The following is a 19,581-nucleotide window of genomic DNA, read 5'->3' as shown; positions in this document are numbered from 1 at the left end:
CCAGCGCGCATTCTCTCGCCCCCGAATCAACACGTAGGCAAGAGAATCACGTGGCGCTATTTAGGTACAGACCCTAATGCAATGCGTCGACCTTTGCACATTGTTGCTGGGTCGTGCCATTGCCTTCATCGCATCGGCTGCGATCGGCCGTCAACTCAACGTGGCCGCGTCCCAGGGATCAGCATCGTTAACAATCCCTTAAGGATCAGCTCAATCGCGCCGTGGTGAGATAATCGCACACGGTCTGGACCGGATATTGCAGTTAAGGGCTCGCAAGTCCTGGAGTCCCGCCGAAATGCTGAGTCACAGCCAAAAAACCCGCGCTTCCTACGCAATTTCGTTCCCGCAGGCCGACCGCAAGCCGGCTCGGTGTCTCAATTCGGACATGGCTGCGCCACCTGTCCGGATTTGCGACATATCGCGGGCCGAGCAGATGTCCTCGGCGCCGGCGCAGATCGGATCATTGCCACACGGCGCGCGGGAGCGGCGCATCAATCCTGTCGGCAGGGCTGCGACTGCCGGTGTTCCCCGGGCAACCATCGGTGGACTGCGGCTCGCCGTGCTCGATCGCGAGCAGACCGCCGAGTTCATGGTCGAGGCGGTGTATCCGAGCCGGCGTGCCAATCGTCCGCTGTATCTGACCTCCGCCAACGGCGAGGTGCTGTCGCGCTGCTCGACCGAGCCGATGACGGACCGGCTGTTCCGTACCGCCGACCTGGTCAATGCCGACGGCCAACCGCTGGTCATGGTGTCCAAGCTCCGGTCGCCGAATCCGCTTCCCGAGCGCGTCGCGACCACGGATCTGTTTCACGACGTCGCACGCAAGGCGGAAGAGCTCGGGCTGACCTTCTATCTGTTCGGCGCCAACGAAGCCGAGAACAAGGCTGCCATTGCCAATGTCCGCCGGGCCTATCCGGCACTCAAGATCGTCGGCCATTCGCACGGCTATCTGCGCGGCGACGCACTGCGGGCCAAGGTCGACGAGATCAATGCCCTTGCGCCTGATTTCCTCTGGGTCGCGCTCGGCGTGCCCTATGAGCAGGCTTTCGTCGACGAATTCATGCCTCGGCTCGGCAATGTCGGCGTCATCAAGACCTCGGGCGGGCTGTTCAACTTCCTGTCCGGCTCGCGGCCGCGTGCGCCGAGATGGATGCAGATCGTAGGTCTCGAATGGGCCTGGCGCCTGTGGCTCGAGCCGCGGCGGCTGTTCTGGCGCTACCTGACGACCAATCCGCACGCGCTTTATCTGCTGTTCAACCGCACTCGATCCTCGTCAGCGAAGGACTGACGCCTCTAACGAGTGCAATGTGCCGCTCCGATCCACCGGAGCAGCAGGCTCATTCCATGAGCGGAGTACAACCGAATGGACGGACGTGCGATCGACGGATCGATCTGGCAGGCACCCGGTGTCGGGGCGGAAAATTTCGCCAGGACCGTCGTCGGTTGGTCGATCACCATCAATGTGATCATGTCGATGGGGACCTTCCACGCCGCGTTGCTTCCGACCGAATTGACCCTTGTGCAGCAGGCCGTCGCCCTGCTGATGTGGGGCGTCCTGATCTACGCAAGCCTGTTCATCCGTCCGTGCCTGCGGCTGGCCCTCAATCTCGACACGCTCGTGATCGTCGCGTTCTATGCGTTCGCCACTATCTCCGTGTTGTGGACCAACCTCGGCGTGGCGGCCCTGATGAAGGCCGCAGCGCTCGCGATCACGACGCTTGGCGCGTTCTGCATGATCACCCGCGTCGATATCGACGACATCGTGACATCGGCCACCCGCGGCCTGTTCGTGCTGATCGCGGCCTCTGCGCTTTGTGCGGTGGTCCTCCCGGACATCGGGGTCGATCAGACCTGGATGCACAACGGGCAGTGGCAGGGCGTCTTCGAGTCGAAGCAAACCCTGGGCTTCGCCGGCGCCTATCTCATGTTCTTCGCCTGTTATCGAAAGATAACGGGACAAGGATGGCTGCCGTTCCTCGTGACGTTCGTGCTGGCCTCCACCTGCGTCATGCTCTCGGAGTCGCGCGGCGCCGGCGCCCTGTCGCTGGTTGCCTGCGCGCTGCTGATCACCTCCCTGTGGTCGGTCCGGTGCATGCAGGTCTACGCGATGCTGCCATGTGTCATGTGCGTCGCGGCAGCGCTATTGATCCTGTATTTCTACGCGACCGGATACGATTCGATTCATGCCTTCGACACGACGATCGATTTCACCGAGCGAACCTTCATCTGGCAGTACGCCATCAGCCATTTCGATGACGCGCCGCTGCTCGGATTCGGCATCAACGGATTCTGGACCAATCCGGCGATCTACGACTATTTCAACCAGAACCACGGCTGGGTCCTCGACAATTATCACAACGGCTATATCGCCATTCTCGTCGAGACCGGATTCTTCGGCTATTTCCTGTTCACGGCGAGCGTCTTCCTGTTTTCCTACAAGGTGCTCTGCCTGATCGCAGGGCGGGCGATCGACCGCCTGCACTGCGCGTTGATCATCGGGTTCGTCTTCCTCAACTGCCAGACCAATTTCACCGAGACGGTCTTCCTTCGCTCGACGATGTTCACGTCGGTGCTGCTGATCGCCTTCTTCCTCGCCATTTGCCGGCCGGTGCCGTCGTCGCGCGTAGAGCCGCGCGAGTTGGAGCAGCCATGACCGCGTTCCGATTGCTTCTGCAAAGAGCCTTCGTCATGCTGGCGGCGGCGGCGCTTGCTGTCCCGCTGATCGCGCCGGTGAACGCTGCGGGACAGGGGGCATCGCTGGACGTCGCGGCATTGGGGCGCGGCATCAATATTCTCGGCTATGACGGCATCTGGGAAGGCTACCGGAACGCGCCGTTCCGCCTGGAAAACCTCGCCGCGATTCGCAAGGCCGGCTTTTCCCATGTCCGGATCAATTTCTTCGGCTTCAGGCATATGGATTCCGGCAACATCCTCGATGATGCCGTCCTGCGGCGCCTCGATGCCGTGATCGAGCAGGCGCTGGCGAGCAGGCTCGTTCCGATCCTCGATGAGCACGACACCGATCTCTGCCAACGCGACGTGGCCGAATGCGGCGTGAAGCTCAGGGCATTCTGGCGGCAGATCGCATCGCGCTATGCGGGGAAATACCCGGCGCTGGTGTTCGAGATCCTGAACGAGCCCGGCGGCAACATGACCTCGGCCGAATGGAATGCGCTGCTCCACGATTGTCTTGCCATCATCCGGGATACCAACCCGAAGCGCAATGTCGTGGTCGCGATCCTGAACACCGAGGAGCTGCCGATCGATCAGCTGGTGCTACCGGCCAGCGACCGAAACCTGATCGTCACTTTCCACTATTACCTGCCGCTGCAATTCACCCATCAGGGCGCGCCGTGGTCGCCGACCTTCTCGAAGATCGGTCCGTTGCGCTGGGGCTCTGCGGAAGACGAAGCCAGGGCCTCGGCCGATTTCGACAAGATCCGGTCCTGGTCCGAGAAGGAGAAGCGCCCGATCTATCTGGGCGAGTTCGGTGTCTATGAACGCGCGCCCGCGGAGAGCCGCGCGACGTATCTGTCGTTCATGGCGAGAAGCGCGGAACGCAATGGCTGGGCGTGGGCTTACTGGCAGTTCGACCACGATTTTGCGGCATTCGACGGCGCCCGGCAACGCTGGAAGGCGGACATCCTCCGCGCGATCATCCCTCCGGTCCGCTAAGCCGTTCGATTGGACGCAGCGTCCGATTCAGGATCGGCCGGCGGCCTTGACGACGCGATTGTCCCGCGCGGTGAGCACGCCGCCCTTGTAGACGGAACGCCCGGACGGCCGCGCGACCACGGCCTCCTGGATATGCACGGCGTTCAGGGTCACGAAATCGGCCTTGGCCCCCGCATGCAGGCCGTAGTCCTCGAGCCTGAGCGCCTTGGCGCCGGCCGTAGTGATCATGTCGAACGCGATCGCGAGCTCCTCATCGGTGTAGAAACCCGAGCGGTATCCGATCATCATGGCACGGCCCAGCATGTCGCCGTCGCCAAAGGGCCACCAGGAGTCGCGGATGTTGTCGTTGCCGCTGAACACGGTGACGCCGGCTTTCCGCAACAGCGCGACGGGCGGGAACGGCCGGCTGCCCGGCGCATTCGTCATGATCGCCACGCCCGAGCGCGCCAGACTGTCGGCGGTCTTCTTCAGCGCATCGGCGGGAATGTCGCCGAGCCCGTAAGCGTGGCTGACGGTGACGCGGCCCTCCATGCCGAGCGCACGCGTGCGCGCCGCGATCTGCTCGACCTCGAAGGCGCCAAGCATGCCGCCGTCATGAAGATGGATATCGACATCGGCGCCGTGCTTTTGCGCTACGCCGAACACGACGTCGAGATGGCCCTCGACGTCCCGGTCGAAGCTGGCGGGATCGAGCCCGCCGACGGCATTGGCGCCGAGCTTGATGGCCTCGTCGAGCAGTTGCGGCGTGCCGGGGCTGGTGAGGATGCCGTTCTGGGGAAACGCCACGAGCTGGATATCGATCAAATCCCTGTATTCCTCGCGAACCCCGAGGATGGTCTCCAGCGACTTCAGCCCCACCGAACCGTCGACCATGACGTGACTGCGCATCTGCGTCGTGCCATGCCCGATGCAGAGGTCGAGCTGGTTCCGCGCGCGCACGTCCATCGGCGCGGCGGCGGCAAGGTTCTCGGCCTGAAACGCCACCCGCTCATGGACGTCGAATCCGTCGGTGCAGGGACGGTGCGGCCGCCAGGTGTCGCCGTAAAAACTGGTGTCGAGATGAATGTGGCCTTCGACGAAGCCGGGCACGACCAGCGCATTGCCGAGATCGACGATCTCGATCCCGTTCGAGCGTTCGCCTTTCGCCTCAATCGCAACGATGCGGTCACCACGGACCAGCAGATCGCGGCTGGTGCCGTCACCGAACCTGGCATTGATGAAGAGTTTGTCGGCTGGCATCGGATCTGTTCCTCTTGTCGCTTGCGTCGCATGCAGATCGCGCGGCTCTCCATGCCTTGCCTAACATGGTCGGAGGAATAATACTCCGCTCGCACCAGCAGACAAGGAACCGAGAGCGTTGCCGGAGATTGCGAGCAGGGAACAGTTCGATGTCAAGCGCGCAGCCTTTGCCGCGACCATCGGCAACATGCTGGAGTTCTACGACTTCATCACCTACAGCTTCTTTGCGACCGAGATCGGGCGCACCTTCTTCCCCGCGCATAGCGAATACGGCAGCCTCATGCTGTCGCTTGCGACCTTCGGCGCCGGTTTCCTGACGCGGCCGATCGGCGGCGTCGTGCTCGGCATCTTCTCCGACCGGGTCGGCCGGCGGCCGGCGATGCTGCTGAGTTTCGCGCTGATGGGCGGCGCGATCCTGACCATTGCGCTGACGCCATCCTATGCCGCAATCGGCATTGTGGCGCCGATCATCGTGATCCTGGCGCGGATGGTGCAAGGATTTGCGCTCGGCGGCGAGGTCGGGCCGACCACGGCCTATCTGATCGAGATCGCTGCACCGAGGAACCGCGGCCTCGTGGTCGCCTGGCAGCCGGCCAGCCAGGAGATCGCGGCGACGGTGGGGGCGCTTGTCGGTGTCATCCTGAGCAGTGCGATGGCGCCCGACATGCTGCAGGCCTATGGATGGCGCATCGCGTTCCTGCTCGGGGCCGTTTGTCTGCCGTTCGGCATCTGGATGCGCCGCACGCTGCCGGAAACGGTCTCGCATGGGGAGCACGTCGCCGGGCAGGTCGAACGCGCGAGCCATGTGGCGCTGGCGCGCCGGCATCTTCGCGTCATCGTGCTGGCGGTGATGATCCTGGCCAGCGGCACGATCTCGACCTATGTGACGCAATACATGACGACCTACGCCAAGAACACGCTGCATGTGTCGCCGTCGCTGGCGTTCACGGTCTCGCTGGTCAGCAACGGACTGCAGATCATCGGCGCGGTGCTGGGCGGCTGGCTTGCCGACCGGCTCGGACGCAAGCCGATCATGATCTGGCCGCAGCTGGTCGTGCTGGTGCTGACCTATCCGGCCTTCCTGTGGATCGTCCAGGACCCCGGTGCGTGGTCGCTTCTGTTCGGCTTCGGTATCCTGTCGTTCATTGGATCGCTGCCGTTCACGGCGTTCTATGCCGCCTTCACCGAAGCGCTGCCGCAGAACATTCGCGGCGGCGTGTTTGCCACGATCTACGCGGTCGCCATCGCGACGTTCGGCGGCACCGCGCAACTTGTGGTCACGTGGCTGCTGCACGTGTCAGGGGATCCGCTGGCGCCGTCCTGGTACCTCTTGCTCGCGGCGGCGGTCGGCATCGTGGCGATGAGCCTGATGCCCGAGACCGCCCCGGTGAAGGTCGGCGAGAAGTAGCGCCCGCGCTTAATTCATGTCGCGAAAGGCGTGGCCGTTGGCCTCGATTTCCTTCACGAGCTGCGGCGGCAGATTGGCCTGCGCCGAGGTGCCGTCGAACACCCAGTCCTTGGCATCGGCAAGGTCGGGAAGACCCGCGCCCTTGCGGACATAAAGACCGACCGATGTCTTCTTCGGATTGATGTAGAGATCGTAGTCCATTGCGCGCCTCCTCTCCGTTGCAGTTCAACGGAAGCTCCGGCCACGGCCGGAGACTTCCCGGATGAGTCAACGCCGGTAAGACTAGGCGGGTTTCTTCGCCTCCGGCGCAAGCACCACCGACGCCTCGCTCGTCAGCATCAGGAAGGTGATGGTCTCCTGGAAATACAGCTGAACCGATTTCGCCGAGTGGCTGAGATAGCCGATCGAAAGGTCCTGGCCGATCGAGAGCTGGAAATCGCCGCCGCGGGTGGTGAGCAACACGCCGCCCTCGATCGCCGGCGCCCAGATGATCTTGCCGTCGATCAGGCGCTGGATGTGCTGCAGCACCGGATAGCCGTCGTCGGTCGCCCCGCCGATCGCGGTATAGGGCTCGGTGCCGAGCAGCAGCGTATAGGGACCGTTGACGCCGGCAAGCCGCAGCTGGCTGACCGCCTGCGCGACCACGGCAGGATAGTTCTTGACGCTCGACGGCAGCGTCAGCACCGGGTTGCTGGTGCCCTGACGGATGCCCCGAATGCCGGCGGCCGCGTAGCCGTCGAACACCGCGCGATCCTCGGCGAAGGCGATCTTGCGCGCGGCATCCTTGAGCGGATCCCAGTCGGAATCGTTCGCGCCGCGCTCGACATCGTCGATCGCCTGGCGCGAGAGCTCGAACGGCACGCGCAGCTCGACCAGCGCCTGGACGTCGCGTTGCGTCGCCTCGACCCCGTCGCCCGGCGCCGCAATCTTCTTGAGATGACCGGTGCCGACCGCGGAGAAATCCGTTCCCTTCGGACCGTCGACGTCGACGACACGGCGCGCCGCCAGATGGCGCTTCAACGTGCGCGAGGCCTCCTCTTCGATCTGGGCCCATGCCGCGTCCGAGATAGGGGCGAGTCCCCGATGAAGATTATTCATGTCCAGCCTCTCCTTTCAGCGAGCCGATCCCGAGCGAGCCGTCGGACGGCGGTATTCCTGGTGCAGGTGTATCGTCGGCCCCGGCGTCATCCAGAGACGGCTCGGCGGGCGAGGGTGCCGGCGCCTCGCTCGCGACGTCCTCCAGGAAGGTCGCCGACGGGACGAAGAACAGCATGCCGGTCACGGCGCGGCTGAAGTCGAGCAAACGGTCGTAATTGCCCGGCGGCTTGCCGACGAACATGTTCTCCAGCATCTGCTCGATCCGGTGCGGGGATTTGGCATAGCCGATGAAATAAGTCCCGAACTCGCCCTTGCTGATATTGCCGAACGGCATGTTGTCGCGGACGATATCAAGCTCCTCGCCATTCTCGACGATCGTGGTCAGCGCGTTGTGCGCGTAGCTCGGCTTCACCGCATCGTCGAGCTCGATGTCGGACAGTTTGGTTCGGCCGATGATCTTTTCCTGCATCTCGACCGGCAGCTCGTTCCACTTCTTCAGGTCGTGCAGGTATTTTTGCACGATCACATAGCTGCCGCCGGCAAACGCCGCGTCCTCGTCGCCGATGATGGTGGCGTCGGTGGCCGCCTGGTCTTCCGGATTCTCCGTGCCGTCGACGAAGCCGAGCAGGTCGCGTTCGTCGAAATATTTGAAGCCGTGCACCTCGTCGGAGGTCGCAACCGCATCGCCGAGCCGCGTCATGATCTGGGTCGCCAGCTCGAAGCATAGGTCCATCGGCACGGCGCGGAGGTGAAACAGCAGGTCGCCCGGCGTTGCGACGGCGTGGTGGACGCCATTGATCTCGCGGAACGGATGCAGACCTTTCGGCTTCGGCGCACCGAACAGCCGGTCCCATGCGTCGGAGCCGATGCCCATGACGCATGACAGCCGGCCCTCGAGATCGCGGAAGCCCACCGCGCGCAGCAGCGCGCCGAGGTCGGCGCACAGCGACCGCACCACCGCATCATATTCCGGATTGGGCTTGAGCGTGACCGCAAGGAAGATGGCCGCGCGCGTCAGCTTCGCAGCGACCGGTTGCGGAACGGCTGATGGCACGCATGTCTCCTTGACTAAGACGGCACTTCCACGAGGACAAAAGGCAGGCGCTGGACGCCGGATCGGCGTCCAGACAGGGCAGAGGAGCATGCCGGTGGAGCCTTTACAAGGGCTCGAATGGCTCACGCGCTTGCAGAGGTACCTGCCTCAATCGACGGGCTTGCCGGACTTCTCTTCCTCGAGCGTCACCGCAATCGCGGCGTTGGCCGAGAGCCGAACCTTGGAGCCTTCGACACCCGCCACGAAGCCGAGCTCGATGAAGTGGTGATGGCCCTTGTGGAAGCCGTCGCTGTCGCTTTTCTTGAGCTTGATGCGGTTGCCCTCGACGTGATCGACGGTGCCGACATGCACGCCATCGGCGCCGATGACCTCCATGTTGTCCTTGATCTGGTGCTGCGTCATGGCGCTCTCCCTGGTTGCAGGTCAGCTTGTATGGTCGGCTTGCATATGATGCCGGCAGACGACGCGCCGATGACAGCGCGTCGTGGGCAATCCGGCCTGTCTCACACCGGTTCGAATTCGTTCGCCGCCGCGTTCTCCGGCTTCTTGCCGTTGAAGGTGAGGCCGGCCTTGGTGGCCGAGAGTTTTACCTCTGAGCCGTCGCGCACGTCGCCGGAAAGGATCATCTCCGCAAGCGGGTCCTGCACGCTGCGCTGGATCACCCGCTTCAGCGGGCGGGCGCCGTAAGCCGGATCCCAGCCTTTCTCCGCCAGCCAGTCGCGCGCCCTCGGATCGAGCTCCAGCTCGATCTTGCGATCCTCCAGCAGCCTGCGCAGCCGCGAGAACTGGATCTCGACGATGCGGCCCATGTCGCTCTTCTGCAGCCGGTGAAACAGGATGATCTCGTCGATGCGGTTGAGGAATTCCGGGCGGAAGTGCGCCCGTACCATGTTCATCACCTGCTCGCGCACCGCGCTCGTGCTCTGGCCTTCCGGCTGGTTGACCAGGTACTCGGCGCCGATATTCGAGGTCATGATGATCAGCGTGTTGCGGAAATCGACAGTGCGGCCCTGGCCGTCGGTGAGACGGCCGTCGTCGAGCACCTGCAGCAGCACGTTGAAGACGTCGGGATGCGCCTTCTCGATCTCGTCGAACAGCACCACCTGATAAGGCCGCCGCCGCACCGCTTCGGTCAGGGCGCCGCCCTCGTCATAGCCGACATAGCCGGGCGGGGCGCCGATCAGCCGCGAGACCGAGTGCTTCTCCATGTATTCGGACATGTCGAGGCGGATCATCGCCGTCTCGTCATCGAACAGATATTCGGCAAGCGCTTTCGCTAGCTCGGTCTTGCCGACGCCGGTTGGACCCAAGAACATGAACGAGCCGATCGGCCGGTTCGGGTCCTGCAGGCCGGCGCGGGCGCGACGGACCGCGGTCGACACCGCGCGGACCGCCTCGGCCTGGCCGACGACGCGCTTGCCCAGCATCTCCTCCATGCGCAGCAGCTTGTCCTTCTCGCCCTCCAGCATCTTGTCGACCGGCACGCCGGTCCAGCGCGAGACCACCTGCGCGATATTGTCGGCGGTCACGGTTTCGCTGGCGGACGACGTCTCGCTGGCCTCGACAGCCGCAAGCTTCTTCTCGAGTTCGGGAATGCGGCCATAGGCCAGCTCACCCGCCTTCTGGAATTCACCCTTGCGCTGCGCATTGGCAAGCTCGGTGCGCAATTGCTCGAGCTCGCCCTTCATCTTCTGCGCATCGGAGAGCTTGCTCTTTTCCGACCGCCATTTCGATGTCATGTCCGCCGACTTCTTTTCCAGATTGACAAGATCCTTCTCGAGGGTTTGCAGGCGGCTCTTGGAGCCGAGATCGGTCTCCTTCTTCAGCGCTTCCTGCTCGATCTTGAGCCGGATGATCTCGCGGTCGAGCGAATCGAGTTCTTCCGGCTTGGAGTCGACCTGCATCTTCAACCGCGCCGCCGCCTCGTCCATCAGGTCGATCGCCTTGTCGGGGAGGAAGCGGTCGGTGATGTAGCGGTTCGACAGCGTCGCAGCGGCGACCAGCGCCGAATCCGCGATGCGTACGCCGTGATGCTGCTCGTATTTGTCTTTGAGGCCGCGCAGGATCGAGATGGTGTCCTCGACCGTCGGCTCGGAGACGAACACCGGCTGGAAACGTCGCGCCAGCGCCGCGTCCTTCTCGACATGCTTGCGGTATTCGTCGAGCGTGGTGGCGCCGATGCAGTGCAGCTCGCCGCGGGCGAGCGCGGGCTTCAACAGGTTGGATGCGTCCATCGCGCCGTCGCCCTTGCCGGCGCCGATCAGCGTGTGCATCTCGTCGATGAACAGGATGATGCCGCCCTCGGCTGAGGTCACTTCCTGCAGCACCGCCTTGAGCCGCTCCTCGAACTCGCCGCGATATTTTGCGCCGGCGATCAGCGCGCCGAGATCGAGCGCGAGCAGCGCCTTGTCCTGCAGGCTTTCCGGCACGTCGCCATTGACGATGCGCAGCGCGAGGCCCTCGACGATCGCGGTCTTGCCGACGCCAGGCTCGCCGATCAGCACGGGATTGTTCTTGGTCCGCCGCGACAGCACCTGGATGGTGCGGCGGATCTCCTCGTCGCGGCCGATCACCGGATCGAGCTTGCCGTCGCGCGCGGCCTGGGTCAGGTCGCGGGCGTATTTCTTCAGTGCGTCATAGGCGTTCTCGGCCGACGCGCTGTCGGCGGTGCGGCCCTTGCGCAGCGCGTTGATGGCCGCATTCAGGTTCTGCGGATTGACGCCGCCCTTGGCGAGCAGCTTGCCGGCCTCGCTGTCCTTGTCGGCAGCGAGGGCCTGCAGCAGGCGTTCTACCGAGACAAAGCTGTCGCCGGCCTTGTCGGCGGCCTGTTCGGCCGCCGCGAAGGCGCGCGCGGTCTCCGGCGCCAGGTAAATCTGTCCCGAGCCGGCGCCGCTCACCTTCGGTACCTTCGCCAGCGCGTCTTCGGTCGCCTTGAGGATGGCGCGCGAGTTGCCGCCGGCGCGGTCGATCAGACCGGCTGCGAGGCCCTCATTGTCGTCGAGCAGCACCTTCAGGATGTGAAGCGTCGAGAACTGCTGATGCCCCTCGCGCATCGCGAGCGATTGCGCCGACTGAATGAAGCCGCGAACGCGATCAGTATATTTTTCTATGTTCATCGTGGCACCTCAAGGCAACGCAGGCTCGTCGAGATCAAGTCAGCCACGCAGTCCCGCCGGCGACAGATGGCGGAACGATGACATCCATCATGCAACAGCCCCGTGCAATTGCGCCGGCGGAAAAACCGCGGGCCAAAGGCCGTCGCATCTCGCATCGTGTGGTCCTTTCAGGGGAGTGTCAATCGCGGAGCGCGACCGCCGGGATGCTGCGGTTAAGCCGTTGCGAGGGCTGATGTTCGTCATTGGCACTCATCCGGGAGCACTGCTACGGCCGCGCCGGCAAGCCGGGTGCACGCATCGTGCTGATTGCGGTTCGATGGATCGCTGTGCTCGCGAAGCGAGCGCTGGATGAGCATGGATCGCTGTGATCGCACAAAGGCCCAAGTCATGTTCGGGACACGCTGTCGGAATCGATCACGTCGCGTTTCGCGCAGCGCGCTCGATGATGTAGAGAAGCAGCGCGCGATGTTCCACTGAATCTCGCAACGTTGCATCACGGCGCACTCTGAACCGACCATGAATAGCCGCGTGAGCGCGTTTCCGTTTGCGTCGATGCGTTTCAGGCTGGTGTAAGGTCAAGGCGCTAGCGATGAAGTGTGTCGGTGCATTGCCGATGCACGGAACTTTTGTTCCGTCTCACGTTGAACGTGCTCATCGAAGAGGCTCCCAATGACAACTCGTCTCCTTTCGACCGTGTCGTGTGCAGCGATTGCCACGGCGCTGTTCTATGCGACGGCGGCGCCCGCAATCGCGCAGGATGCGGCATGCGCGCCGGTCTCTGCCGTCGAGACCGCGCCGCCACCGTTGCCGACCTACGATCAGCCGCCGGTGCCCGGGCCCGGCTACATGTGGTCGCCGGGCAATTGGTCGTGGGACGAGGATCGCGGCGATTACTACTGGGTGCCGGGCACCTGGGTGCAGCCGCCGCGGGTCGGACTGCTGTGGACGCCCGGCTACTGGGGCGCGTTCGGCGGCGGCTTCATTTTCCATCAGGGCTATTGGGGTGATCGCGTCGGCTTCTACGGCGGCGTCAATTACGGCTTCGGCTACGGCGGTTCAGGCTATGAAGGCGGCCGTTGGGATCACGGCAACTTCTTTTACAATCGCACCGTGAACAATCTGCAGGGCGCGCGGATCACCAACGTCTACGAGAAGAACGTCACGATCAATCAGACCACCGTCAACAACGTCAGCTACAATGGCGGCCGCGGCGGCATTGAGGTGCGGCCGACGCCGGCCGATCGCGCGATCGCCAAGGAGCAGCACTTCGCGGCGACGCCGTTGCAACGCAAGCAGGTCGAGACCGCAAGCCAGGATCCGAGCCTGTTCAAGCGGACCAATAATGGCGTGCCCGCCGTCGCCGCAACGGCGCGTCCCGGCGAATTGAAGGGACCGGGCGTGGTTCGCGCGCGCGCGGCCGGCGAGGCGGTGCCTGCCAACGCTGCGCGGCCGGCGGCGGGGGAGCCGGGGCATCCGGGAGCTGCAGCCGCGCCCGCAACAGCACCGGCTGCTTCCCACGCGCTCCCGGTCCCGGGGAAGGAGCTTCCGGCGGCGCATCCACCGGCCGAGGCGAACAAGCCCGCGGCCGAGGAGAAGCGCGCGGCACCTGCTCCCGAGACGAAGGCTGAGCCGCATCCTGCTGCACCGGCGCCTGCCGGATCCCGCGCGCTTCCGGTTCCCGAGAAGGGCGTTGCGGCGCATCCGCCCGCCGAAGTGAACAGGCCCGCGGTCGAAGAGAAGCACGCAGCGCCTGCCGCCGAGCCGAAGCTTGAGCCGCATCCTGCAGAAGCGGCGCGGCCTGCCGTGCAGGAGAAGCGGCCCGAAGAGGTGCGCAAGGAAGAGCCGCGTCCCGAGCCTGCCGCGAAGCCCGTTGCGCGGCCTGAGCCAGCGAAGCCCGAAGCGCGACCGGAGCCTGCGGCAAGGCCGGAAGCGCGCCCGGAGACGATGGCGCGCCCCGAGCCGCATCCGCAGGCTGCCCATCCCCAGCCGGCCGCACGGCCGGAGCCGCACGCCGCTCCGCATGCTGCGCCCGCGGCAGGTCATCCCGCGGAGGAGAAGCGGCAGGAGCAACACTAAGGCACGTCCGCGCTCCGCTGGCTCGTTCCGGCGGAGCGCAGTATTGTCCCGCCTGTGCACAAGCGATCATCACTGGAGGTTGGTCATGGCACAGAGTCACGGTGGCGATGGACAGCTCGACGATGGCAAGCCGCGCCTGAGCGAGGACGATATGCAACGCGCCCTGCTCGGTCCGCGGGGCGTGCCGGGCAAGGCGGATACCGCCAAGATGACGCCGCAGCAGCAAAAGAACATGCCGAACTATCTGGACCCCGGACATACATCCTAGCTCGTCATGTGACGTGAGCGCATGTTGCGTCGGCCGCTTCCGGGCGGCGCGCCTGCGCACTTGCAAATCGCCTGCTTTTGCGCCCTCATGATTGCAGGTGCACTCACGGTGTTGCGGAGCAGGTTGTGAGAAATCCGTACGAGGTTCTTGGCGTTGCCCCGACGGCGTCTGCGGCCGATATCCAGAAGGCCTATCGAAAGCTGGCGAAGAAGCTGCACCCGGATCTCAATCCGGGTGACAAGGCGGCCGAAGACAAATTCAAGGAAGTCGCTGCTGCGAACGATCTGCTCTCGGATGCCGAGAAGCGCAAGCGCTTCGACGCCGGCGAGATCGATGCTGATGGCGCCGAGCGGCCGCAGCATCGCTACTACAGGGATTTCGCGACCGCCGATGCGGGGCATCCCTATGCCGACAGTTCCGGCTATGCCGATTACATGGACCAGGACGATGCATTCGCCGAGCTGCTCCGGCGCAGCGAGCAGGCGCGCGCCAACCGGCGCGGCCGCGATTTGCATTACGCTCTCGCGATCGACTTCGCGGAATCGATCACCGGTGCGAGCAAGCGGCTGACGCTTCCCGACGGCGGTACGCTCGACGTGACGATCCCGCCGGGGCTCGTCGATGGCCAGATCATTCGTCTGCGCGGCAAGGGCATGCCCGGCAGCGGCAAGGGCGGTCCCGGCGATGCGCTGATCGAGGTGGAGGTTCGCCCCGACCCGCGCTTCACCCGCGAGGGTGACGACATTACGCTGGAATTGCCGATCTCGCTGTCCGAGGCCGTGCTCGGCGGAAAAGTCCGCGTTCCGACGCCGACCGGTGCCGTGACCATGACAGTTCCAAAGGGATCGAACACCGGCACGACCATGCGGTTGCGCGGCAAGGGCGCGCCCCGCGTCGCCGGGGGCCATGGCGACGAGTTCGTCAAGCTCAAGGTGGTCCTGCCCAAGGGACCCGATCCCGAGCTCGAGGCGTTTGTGTCGAACTGGGATCGAAAGGCATTCGATCCGCGCGAGGATGGTGCATCATGAACAAGCAGCAGTTCCTCACCAGTGCAGGTCTGGAGGTGCAGACCCTGGAGTTCTGGATCGAGCAGCAATGGCTCGTGCCGGACGAGACCGCCAGCGAGATCAGTTTCTCCGATACCGACGTGGCGCGTGCGCATCTGATCCAGGACCTGAAGGGCGACTTCGGCGTCAACGACGAGGGCATCGACGTCATCCTCCATCTGGTCGATCAGCTGCACGGCCTGCGCCGTGCGTTCGAGCAACTGCACAAGGATATCGCGTCACCACCGCGCTAGGCGCTTCACTTACGACGAACCTCAGCCTTGAGATCAGCCTGGGAGACGATCATGACGGACAAGCCGCCGCCGCTGGCGCATGGCGAGATCGACGTTCTTATCCTGCAGGCGCTGGTGCGCAAGCTGATCGCGAAAGGCGTGCTGACGCCGGACGACGTCCGCTCGATGCTGTTCGAGGCCGCCAAGAATCTTGACCTCGTCGGCAGCGAACTGACGACGGAAGCCGCCAACATCATCGTGCAGGAGGATCTGGCGCCGGCATTTCTTGGCGGCTAGAGCATGATCCGGAAAAGTGGAGGCCGGTTTTCCCTCGCGACAAACGCGAAGCGTTTGCGCGGTGATCATGCTCAAATAAAGACGCGTCAGGTCTGGCCGCCGCGGGTGGAGACCAGCCGGATCCGGGTGACCTGACCGGCATTGCCTGCGAGATAGGCTTGTGCGTCACGCACCAGCCGCTCCACGGCGGCCGCGTCATAGCTGGGATGACGGGTGTTCAGATGCAGGTCGGTCTCGATCTGCATGACGTTTGTCGTGTCCGCGGCGCCGATCTCGACCGAGAACGACACCAGCGATACGTGCGGGCTCTTGAAGGCCATCGCTTGATCTCCCTCATCGCGTGACGCGCGGCGCGCATCGTCTCAGGCTGCTGAATCCTGCTCGGCCGCTCGCACAGTCCCCGGACGTGCCTTGTCGAGCTCCTCGATCATGCCGCGGGCGATCTCGCGCTCGCCCATGATCACGATGTCGGCGCCAAGTGCCTTGAGATGATCGACCTCGGCGTCGGAATGCGCACGGGCGATGATCTGGATATCGGCATTCGCGGCGCGCGCCTGCTCGACGATCTGGCCGGCCTCGAAGGCTTCGGGAATCGCGATGACCAGTGATCGCGCGGCGGCCGGATTGGTCGCGCGCAGCACGCTGGCGCGCGCGGCGTTGCCCATCAGGGCTTCGATGCCCCGCTCCTTGAGCTTTGCGACCATGTCGTCGGACGCCTCGACCGCGAGGAACGGCGCGCTGCGCTGATGCAGCGCATCGCCGACGATGCTGCCGACCCGGCCGTAGCCGACCAGGATGGTGTGATCCTGCAATTCGGTGACTGGGAATGGTTCAGAAGCTGCGGCGGTTGGCGAGGAAGTCTGCGGCTTCTCGAGCCGCGACGTCAGCCAGTCGACCACCGCGAACACCAGCGGGTTGAGCATGATCGAGACGATCGCGCCCGCCAGGATCAGGTCGCGGCCGGCCTTCGGCAGCAGATTGAGCGCAACGCCGAGCTCGGCCAGGATGAAGGAGAATTCGCCGATCTGGGCGAGGCTCGCCGAGATCATCAGGGCGGTTGCCATCGGATGACGGAACAACACGACGATCAGAAGGGCGGCGAGCGACTTGCCGACCACGATGACGAACAAAGTCGCTGCGAACGGCCAGGGCTCGCGCACCAAGCTGAATGGATCGAACAGCATGCCGACGGAGACGAAAAACAGCACCGCGAACGCATCGCGCAGCGGCAGTGTTTCCTGGGCCGCGCGCTGGCTGAGCGGTGATTCCCGAAGCATCATTCCGGCGAAGAAAGCGCCGAGCGCCAGCGAGACACCGAACAGCTTGGTCGCGCCGAACGCGATGCAGAGCGCGATCGCGAGCACGGTCAGCCGGAACAGCTCGCGCGAGCCGGTATGCGCGATGTAGTGCAGGACCCACGGGATCAGCCGGCGCCCGACCACCAGCATCAGCGCGATGAACACGGCGATCTTGATCAGCGTCAACAGCAGCACGCCGGTCAGCCCGAGACCGAAACGGGCGGCGAGGGGGTCGGAGGTGAGCGCCGCGCCATCGCCGCCCTGCAAGCTCGCCACCGCCGGGAACAGCACCAGCGCCAGCACCATGGCGAGGTCTTCGACGATCAGCCAGCCGACCGCGATCTTGCCGCGTTCGGTGTCCATCAGGCGGCGTTCCTGCAGCGCGCGCAACAGCACGACGGTACTTGCGACCGACAGCGCGAGGCCGAACACCAGACCGGCGCCGACGGTCCAGCCCATCAACAGCGCAAGGCCAAGGCCCATCAACGTGGCGACCGCAATCTGCGCAATCGCGCCGGGCACCGCGATCGCGCGTACCGACAACAGATCGTTCAGCGAGAAATGCAGGCCGACGCCGAACATCAGGAGAATGATACCGAGCTCCGCGAGCTCGGTTGCCAGCGCCTGATCGGCAACGAAGCCGGGCGTGAAGGGACCGACGGCCACGCCCGCGAGCAGATAACCGACCAGTGGCGGAACCAAGTCGGATCGTAGCCATGTCGTTCTGTGAGCCAAGGAGTTGCCAGACATATTTGTCTTCCTAAGACCGCTTGGCCTCCGACTTGCACAGCATCCCTGGCGGTGCACCGCGACCATTTGAGGCGCGGCATTCCGCGCGAAACTGTGATCTATTGCTCATGGCGTGAGCATATGATCTCATGCCGGGATGGATCCGCGGCTTCCCGAGACTGATCTCGTCATCTTCGACTGCGACGGCGTGCTCGTCGACAGCGAGGAATTGAGCTGCCGCTGCCTTGCCGAGGCGATGGTGCAGGCCGGCATCGGGATGAGCACCGAGCGGGCGCTCGAACTCTTCCTCGGACGCAGCACCGCTGCCCTGGTCGACTACTGCCGGGGCGTCGGAAAGCCGTTGCCCGCGACGTTTCTGCCTGACCTTGCGTTGCAGGTCCGTGAGACCTTCCGCTCCCGGCTGAAGCCGATCGCCGGCGTCGCGGCGGTGCTCAAGGAATTGCGGCTGCCATATTGCGTCGCCTCGTCGAGCGATCTCGAGCGGGTGAAGTTTTCGCTGGAGCTGACCGGCCTCGCCGCCAGCTTCGGACCGCGGCTCTACACCGCGCAGATGGTCAAGCACGGCAAGCCGGCCCCGGACCTGTTCTTGCATGCGGCAAGCGCGATGGGCGCTACGTCGCGCCGCACGCTCGTGATCGAGGACAGCGTCAGCGGGGTGATGGCGGCGAAGGCGGCCGGCATGAAAGTGTGGGGATTTGTCGGCGGCGCCCACTATCGGTTGGCGGATGGCAGTGCTCTGCTGCGGCAGGCCGGTGCGGATCGAATCTTCGCCGCGATGACGGATTTCTGGATGGAAGGCTGACGCAAGACGATGGCTGCGCCCGACAACGAAAAGTCTCGCCTCGACGATGCGGCGCGCGCCGGCTGGCTTTATTTCATCGCGGGCCATACCCAGGATGAGATTGCGAAAATGCTGCAGGTGTCGCGCGCCTCGGCGCAGCGCCTGGTGTCGCTGTGCCTGGCGGAGCGGCTGATCACGTTTCGCCTCGAACACCCCATCGCGGCCTGCATGGAGCTGGCCTCCCGGCTGAAGGCGCGGTTCGACCTCGTGCATTGCGACGTCGTGCCGACCGATCCGGCGGCGCCGCTGTCGAATGCGGGGATCGCCGAGCGCAGCGCCAATCTGCTGGAGATGACGCTGCGCTCGGAGACGCCCGTGATCGTCGCACTCGGCACCGGCCGCGCAGTGCGCGCCGCGGTCGAGCGGGTCTCGCCGATCGAGCGGCCCGATCACCAGATCGTCTCGCTGGTCGGCAACATCTCCGCCGACGGCTCGGCGAGCTTCTACGACACGGTGGGACGGCTCGCCGACCGCACCGGTGCGCGCCATTACCCGATGCCGCTGCCGTTCCTGATGTCGAGCGAGGACGAGCGCAACCGCATGGTGCGCATCGACCCGATCGCGCGGGTGAGGGCGGTCGCCGCCAAGGCCGATCTGCGGCTGATCGGCATCGGCCAGATGGACCAGAAGGCCCAGGTCCATGTCGACGGCTTCGTCACCCGCGAGGAACTGCTCGAGATGATGCGGCTCGGCGCGATCGGCGAGGTGACGGGCTGGGCCTATGACGCGAAGGGCCGCCTGATCAAGGGCGGCACCAACAAACGGCTGACGAGCATCCCGCCGCAGATCCCCGCGGAAGCGACCACGATCGCCGCGGCGGTCGGCGCCGCCAAGGTGCCGTCGATCAAGGCCGCATTGGCGGGCCGGGTGATCAACGGCCTCATCACCGATGAGGCCACCGCGCGCGCGGTGCTCGACCGGTAGGCGTCGCGAGTCGGCTGCGCTCCCTCTCCCGCTTGCGGGGGAGGGCTGGGGTGGGGGTCTATCCTCAAGTCATATCGTGGAGAGAACCCCCACCCGGATTGCATCTCCGATGCAATCCGACCTCCCCCGCAAGCGAGGGCTTTGCGCAAAGGCGAATCTGCGATTCTCTAAGACCGATCTGAGGGGGAGGCGGGGATGGCGTATCGGCAGGTTGGTCAAGCGAGCTTCGCAGATGCGCTGGTGTCGCGGCGGGGGAAA

19 protein-coding genes are annotated in these 19,581 nt (G+C 64.8%); 11 read left to right on the top strand and 8 right to left on the bottom strand.

The window, feature by feature from the left end; all coding sequences use genetic code 11:
- Positions 1 to 433 precede the first annotated feature (433 nt).
- The 3 genes from QJT82_RS42810 (at position 434) to QJT82_RS42800 (ending at position 3,675) form a co-directional block, all read left to right on the top strand.
- Positions 434 to 1,288 carry a WecB/TagA/CpsF family glycosyltransferase gene (locus QJT82_RS42810; protein ID WP_051448067.1) on the top strand — a complete coding sequence of 285 codons (855 nt, stop codon included), beginning with the start codon at positions 434 to 436 and terminating at the stop codon, positions 1,286 to 1,288.
- Positions 1,289 to 1,363: 75 nt separating this feature from the next.
- The gene (locus QJT82_RS42805) at positions 1,364 to 2,653 is read left to right on the top strand and encodes an O-antigen ligase family protein (RefSeq protein WP_028343304.1); all 1,290 of its coding nucleotides are present in this window, start codon (positions 1,364 to 1,366) and stop codon (positions 2,651 to 2,653) included.
- Positions 2,650 to 3,675, top strand: a complete 1,026-nt coding sequence (locus QJT82_RS42800; RefSeq protein ID WP_028343303.1) for a cellulase family glycosylhydrolase — start codon at positions 2,650 to 2,652, stop codon at positions 3,673 to 3,675. The genes QJT82_RS42805 and QJT82_RS42800 overlap by 4 nt, the downstream gene beginning before the upstream one ends.
- A gap of 27 nt (positions 3,676 to 3,702) precedes the next feature.
- Here QJT82_RS42800 and QJT82_RS42795 read toward each other — a convergent pair whose 3' ends face one another.
- On the bottom strand, positions 3,703 to 4,914 hold the full coding sequence (locus tag QJT82_RS42795; RefSeq protein WP_028343302.1) for an amidohydrolase family protein: 1,212 nt from the start codon (positions 4,912 to 4,914) through the stop codon (positions 3,703 to 3,705).
- 118 nt (positions 4,915 to 5,032) lie between these two features.
- Here QJT82_RS42795 and QJT82_RS42790 point away from each other — a divergent pair, with 118 nt between their 5' ends.
- On the top strand, positions 5,033 to 6,322 hold the full coding sequence (locus tag QJT82_RS42790; RefSeq protein ID WP_028343301.1) for an MFS transporter: 1,290 nt from the start codon (positions 5,033 to 5,035) through the stop codon (positions 6,320 to 6,322).
- Between the two features lie 9 nt (positions 6,323 to 6,331).
- Here QJT82_RS42790 and QJT82_RS42785 read toward each other — a convergent pair whose 3' ends face one another.
- From QJT82_RS42785 to clpB, 5 genes are all read right to left on the bottom strand, one after another.
- Positions 6,332 to 6,523, bottom strand: a complete 192-nt coding sequence (locus QJT82_RS42785; RefSeq protein WP_016842714.1) for a hypothetical protein — start codon at positions 6,521 to 6,523, stop codon at positions 6,332 to 6,334.
- 81 nt (positions 6,524 to 6,604) lie between these two features.
- On the bottom strand, positions 6,605 to 7,420 hold the full coding sequence (locus tag QJT82_RS42780) for a family 1 encapsulin nanocompartment shell protein (RefSeq protein ID WP_028343300.1): 816 nt from the start codon (positions 7,418 to 7,420) through the stop codon (positions 6,605 to 6,607).
- A complete protein-coding gene (locus QJT82_RS42775; protein WP_028343299.1) occupies positions 7,413 to 8,474 on the bottom strand; it encodes a Dyp-type peroxidase in 1,062 nt (353 codons plus the stop codon). The genes QJT82_RS42780 and QJT82_RS42775 overlap by 8 nt, the downstream gene beginning before the upstream one ends.
- Before the next feature lie 147 nt (positions 8,475 to 8,621).
- A complete protein-coding gene (locus QJT82_RS42770; protein ID WP_028343298.1) occupies positions 8,622 to 8,876 on the bottom strand; it encodes a DUF2171 domain-containing protein in 255 nt (84 codons plus the stop codon).
- 101 nt (positions 8,877 to 8,977) lie between these two features.
- On the bottom strand, positions 8,978 to 11,590 hold the full coding sequence (clpB, locus tag QJT82_RS42765; RefSeq protein WP_028343297.1) for an ATP-dependent chaperone ClpB: 2,613 nt from the start codon (positions 11,588 to 11,590) through the stop codon (positions 8,978 to 8,980).
- Positions 11,591 to 12,259: 669 nt separating this feature from the next.
- Here clpB and QJT82_RS42760 point away from each other — a divergent pair.
- The 5 genes from QJT82_RS42760 (at position 12,260) to QJT82_RS42740 (ending at position 15,510) form a co-directional block, all read left to right on the top strand.
- A complete protein-coding gene (locus QJT82_RS42760) occupies positions 12,260 to 13,666 on the top strand; it encodes a YXWGXW repeat-containing protein (RefSeq protein ID WP_080686900.1) in 1,407 nt (468 codons plus the stop codon).
- 85 nt (positions 13,667 to 13,751) lie between these two features.
- Positions 13,752 to 13,934 carry a hypothetical protein gene (locus QJT82_RS42755; RefSeq protein ID WP_028343296.1) on the top strand — a complete coding sequence of 61 codons (183 nt, stop codon included), beginning with the start codon at positions 13,752 to 13,754 and terminating at the stop codon, positions 13,932 to 13,934.
- Positions 13,935 to 14,059: 125 nt separating this feature from the next.
- A complete protein-coding gene (locus QJT82_RS42750) occupies positions 14,060 to 14,962 on the top strand; it encodes a J domain-containing protein (RefSeq protein ID WP_028343295.1) in 903 nt (300 codons plus the stop codon).
- Positions 14,959 to 15,234 carry a chaperone modulator CbpM gene (locus QJT82_RS42745; protein WP_028343294.1) on the top strand — a complete coding sequence of 92 codons (276 nt, stop codon included), beginning with the start codon at positions 14,959 to 14,961 and terminating at the stop codon, positions 15,232 to 15,234. The genes QJT82_RS42750 and QJT82_RS42745 overlap by 4 nt, the downstream gene beginning before the upstream one ends.
- A gap of 51 nt (positions 15,235 to 15,285) precedes the next feature.
- Complete coding sequence (locus QJT82_RS42740) at positions 15,286 to 15,510, top strand: hypothetical protein (protein WP_028343293.1); 225 nt, start codon at positions 15,286 to 15,288, stop codon at positions 15,508 to 15,510.
- 86 nt (positions 15,511 to 15,596) lie between these two features.
- Here the strand turns inward: QJT82_RS42740 and QJT82_RS42735 are convergent, their stop codons facing one another.
- Both QJT82_RS42735 and ybaL read right to left on the bottom strand, forming a co-directional pair.
- Positions 15,597 to 15,830, bottom strand: a complete 234-nt coding sequence (locus QJT82_RS42735; protein ID WP_028343292.1) for a hypothetical protein — start codon at positions 15,828 to 15,830, stop codon at positions 15,597 to 15,599.
- Between the two features lie 42 nt (positions 15,831 to 15,872).
- Positions 15,873 to 17,510 (bottom strand): YbaL family putative K(+) efflux transporter, encoded by a 1,638-nt coding sequence (ybaL, locus tag QJT82_RS42730; RefSeq protein WP_281446703.1) that lies wholly within the window; start codon positions 17,508 to 17,510, stop codon positions 15,873 to 15,875.
- A 184-nt stretch (positions 17,511 to 17,694) separates the two neighbouring features.
- Here ybaL and QJT82_RS42725 point away from each other — a divergent pair, with 184 nt between their 5' ends.
- Both QJT82_RS42725 and QJT82_RS42720 read left to right on the top strand, forming a co-directional pair.
- Entirely contained in the window at positions 17,695 to 18,360 is a 666-nt protein-coding gene (locus QJT82_RS42725; protein ID WP_028343290.1) for an HAD family hydrolase, read from the top strand.
- Between the two features lie 9 nt (positions 18,361 to 18,369).
- Positions 18,370 to 19,323: a sugar-binding domain-containing protein gene (locus QJT82_RS42720; RefSeq protein WP_028343289.1), complete on the top strand. Its 954-nt coding sequence runs from the start codon at positions 18,370 to 18,372 to the stop codon at positions 19,321 to 19,323.
- Positions 19,324 to 19,581 lie beyond the last annotated feature (258 nt).

Origin of the sequence: Bradyrhizobium sp. Mp19 (assembly GCF_029952935.1) — a bacterium.
Taxonomy (GTDB): Bacteria; Pseudomonadota; Alphaproteobacteria; order Rhizobiales; family Xanthobacteraceae; genus Bradyrhizobium; species Bradyrhizobium elkanii.
Note: the sequence above shows the minus strand (reverse complement) of the source record. Positions and strands in the feature narration are given on the sequence as shown.

Excerpts from the sequence above, each read along its gene's own strand:
- QJT82_RS42735 (WP_028343292.1), bottom strand. The coding sequence starts at position 15,830 with ATGGCCTTCAAGAGCCCGCACGTATCGCTGGTGTCGTTCTCGGTCGAG.
- QJT82_RS42780 (WP_028343300.1), bottom strand. The coding sequence starts at position 7,420 with ATGAATAATCTTCATCGGGGACTCGCCCCTATCTCGGACGCGGCATGG.
- QJT82_RS42760 (WP_080686900.1), top strand. The coding sequence starts at position 12,260 with ATGACAACTCGTCTCCTTTCGACCGTGTCGTGTGCAGCGATTGCCACG.
- QJT82_RS42770 (WP_028343298.1), bottom strand. The coding sequence starts at position 8,876 with ATGACGCAGCACCAGATCAAGGACAACATGGAGGTCATCGGCGCCGAT.
- QJT82_RS42795 (WP_028343302.1), bottom strand. The coding sequence starts at position 4,914 with ATGCCAGCCGACAAACTCTTCATCAATGCCAGGTTCGGTGACGGCACC.
- QJT82_RS42740 (WP_028343293.1), top strand. The coding sequence starts at position 15,286 with ATGACGGACAAGCCGCCGCCGCTGGCGCATGGCGAGATCGACGTTCTT.
- QJT82_RS42725 (WP_028343290.1), top strand. The coding sequence starts at position 17,695 with ATGGATCCGCGGCTTCCCGAGACTGATCTCGTCATCTTCGACTGCGAC.
- QJT82_RS42785 (WP_016842714.1), bottom strand. The coding sequence starts at position 6,523 with ATGGACTACGATCTCTACATCAATCCGAAGAAGACATCGGTCGGTCTT.
- clpB (WP_028343297.1), bottom strand. The coding sequence starts at position 11,590 with ATGAACATAGAAAAATATACTGATCGCGTTCGCGGCTTCATTCAGTCG.
- QJT82_RS42745 (WP_028343294.1), top strand. The coding sequence starts at position 14,959 with ATGAACAAGCAGCAGTTCCTCACCAGTGCAGGTCTGGAGGTGCAGACC.
- QJT82_RS42810 (WP_051448067.1), top strand. The coding sequence starts at position 434 with ATGTCCTCGGCGCCGGCGCAGATCGGATCATTGCCACACGGCGCGCGG.
- QJT82_RS42720 (WP_028343289.1), top strand. The coding sequence starts at position 18,370 with ATGGCTGCGCCCGACAACGAAAAGTCTCGCCTCGACGATGCGGCGCGC.
- QJT82_RS42800 (WP_028343303.1), top strand. The coding sequence starts at position 2,650 with ATGACCGCGTTCCGATTGCTTCTGCAAAGAGCCTTCGTCATGCTGGCG.
- QJT82_RS42755 (WP_028343296.1), top strand. The coding sequence starts at position 13,752 with ATGGCACAGAGTCACGGTGGCGATGGACAGCTCGACGATGGCAAGCCG.
- QJT82_RS42805 (WP_028343304.1), top strand. The coding sequence starts at position 1,364 with ATGGACGGACGTGCGATCGACGGATCGATCTGGCAGGCACCCGGTGTC.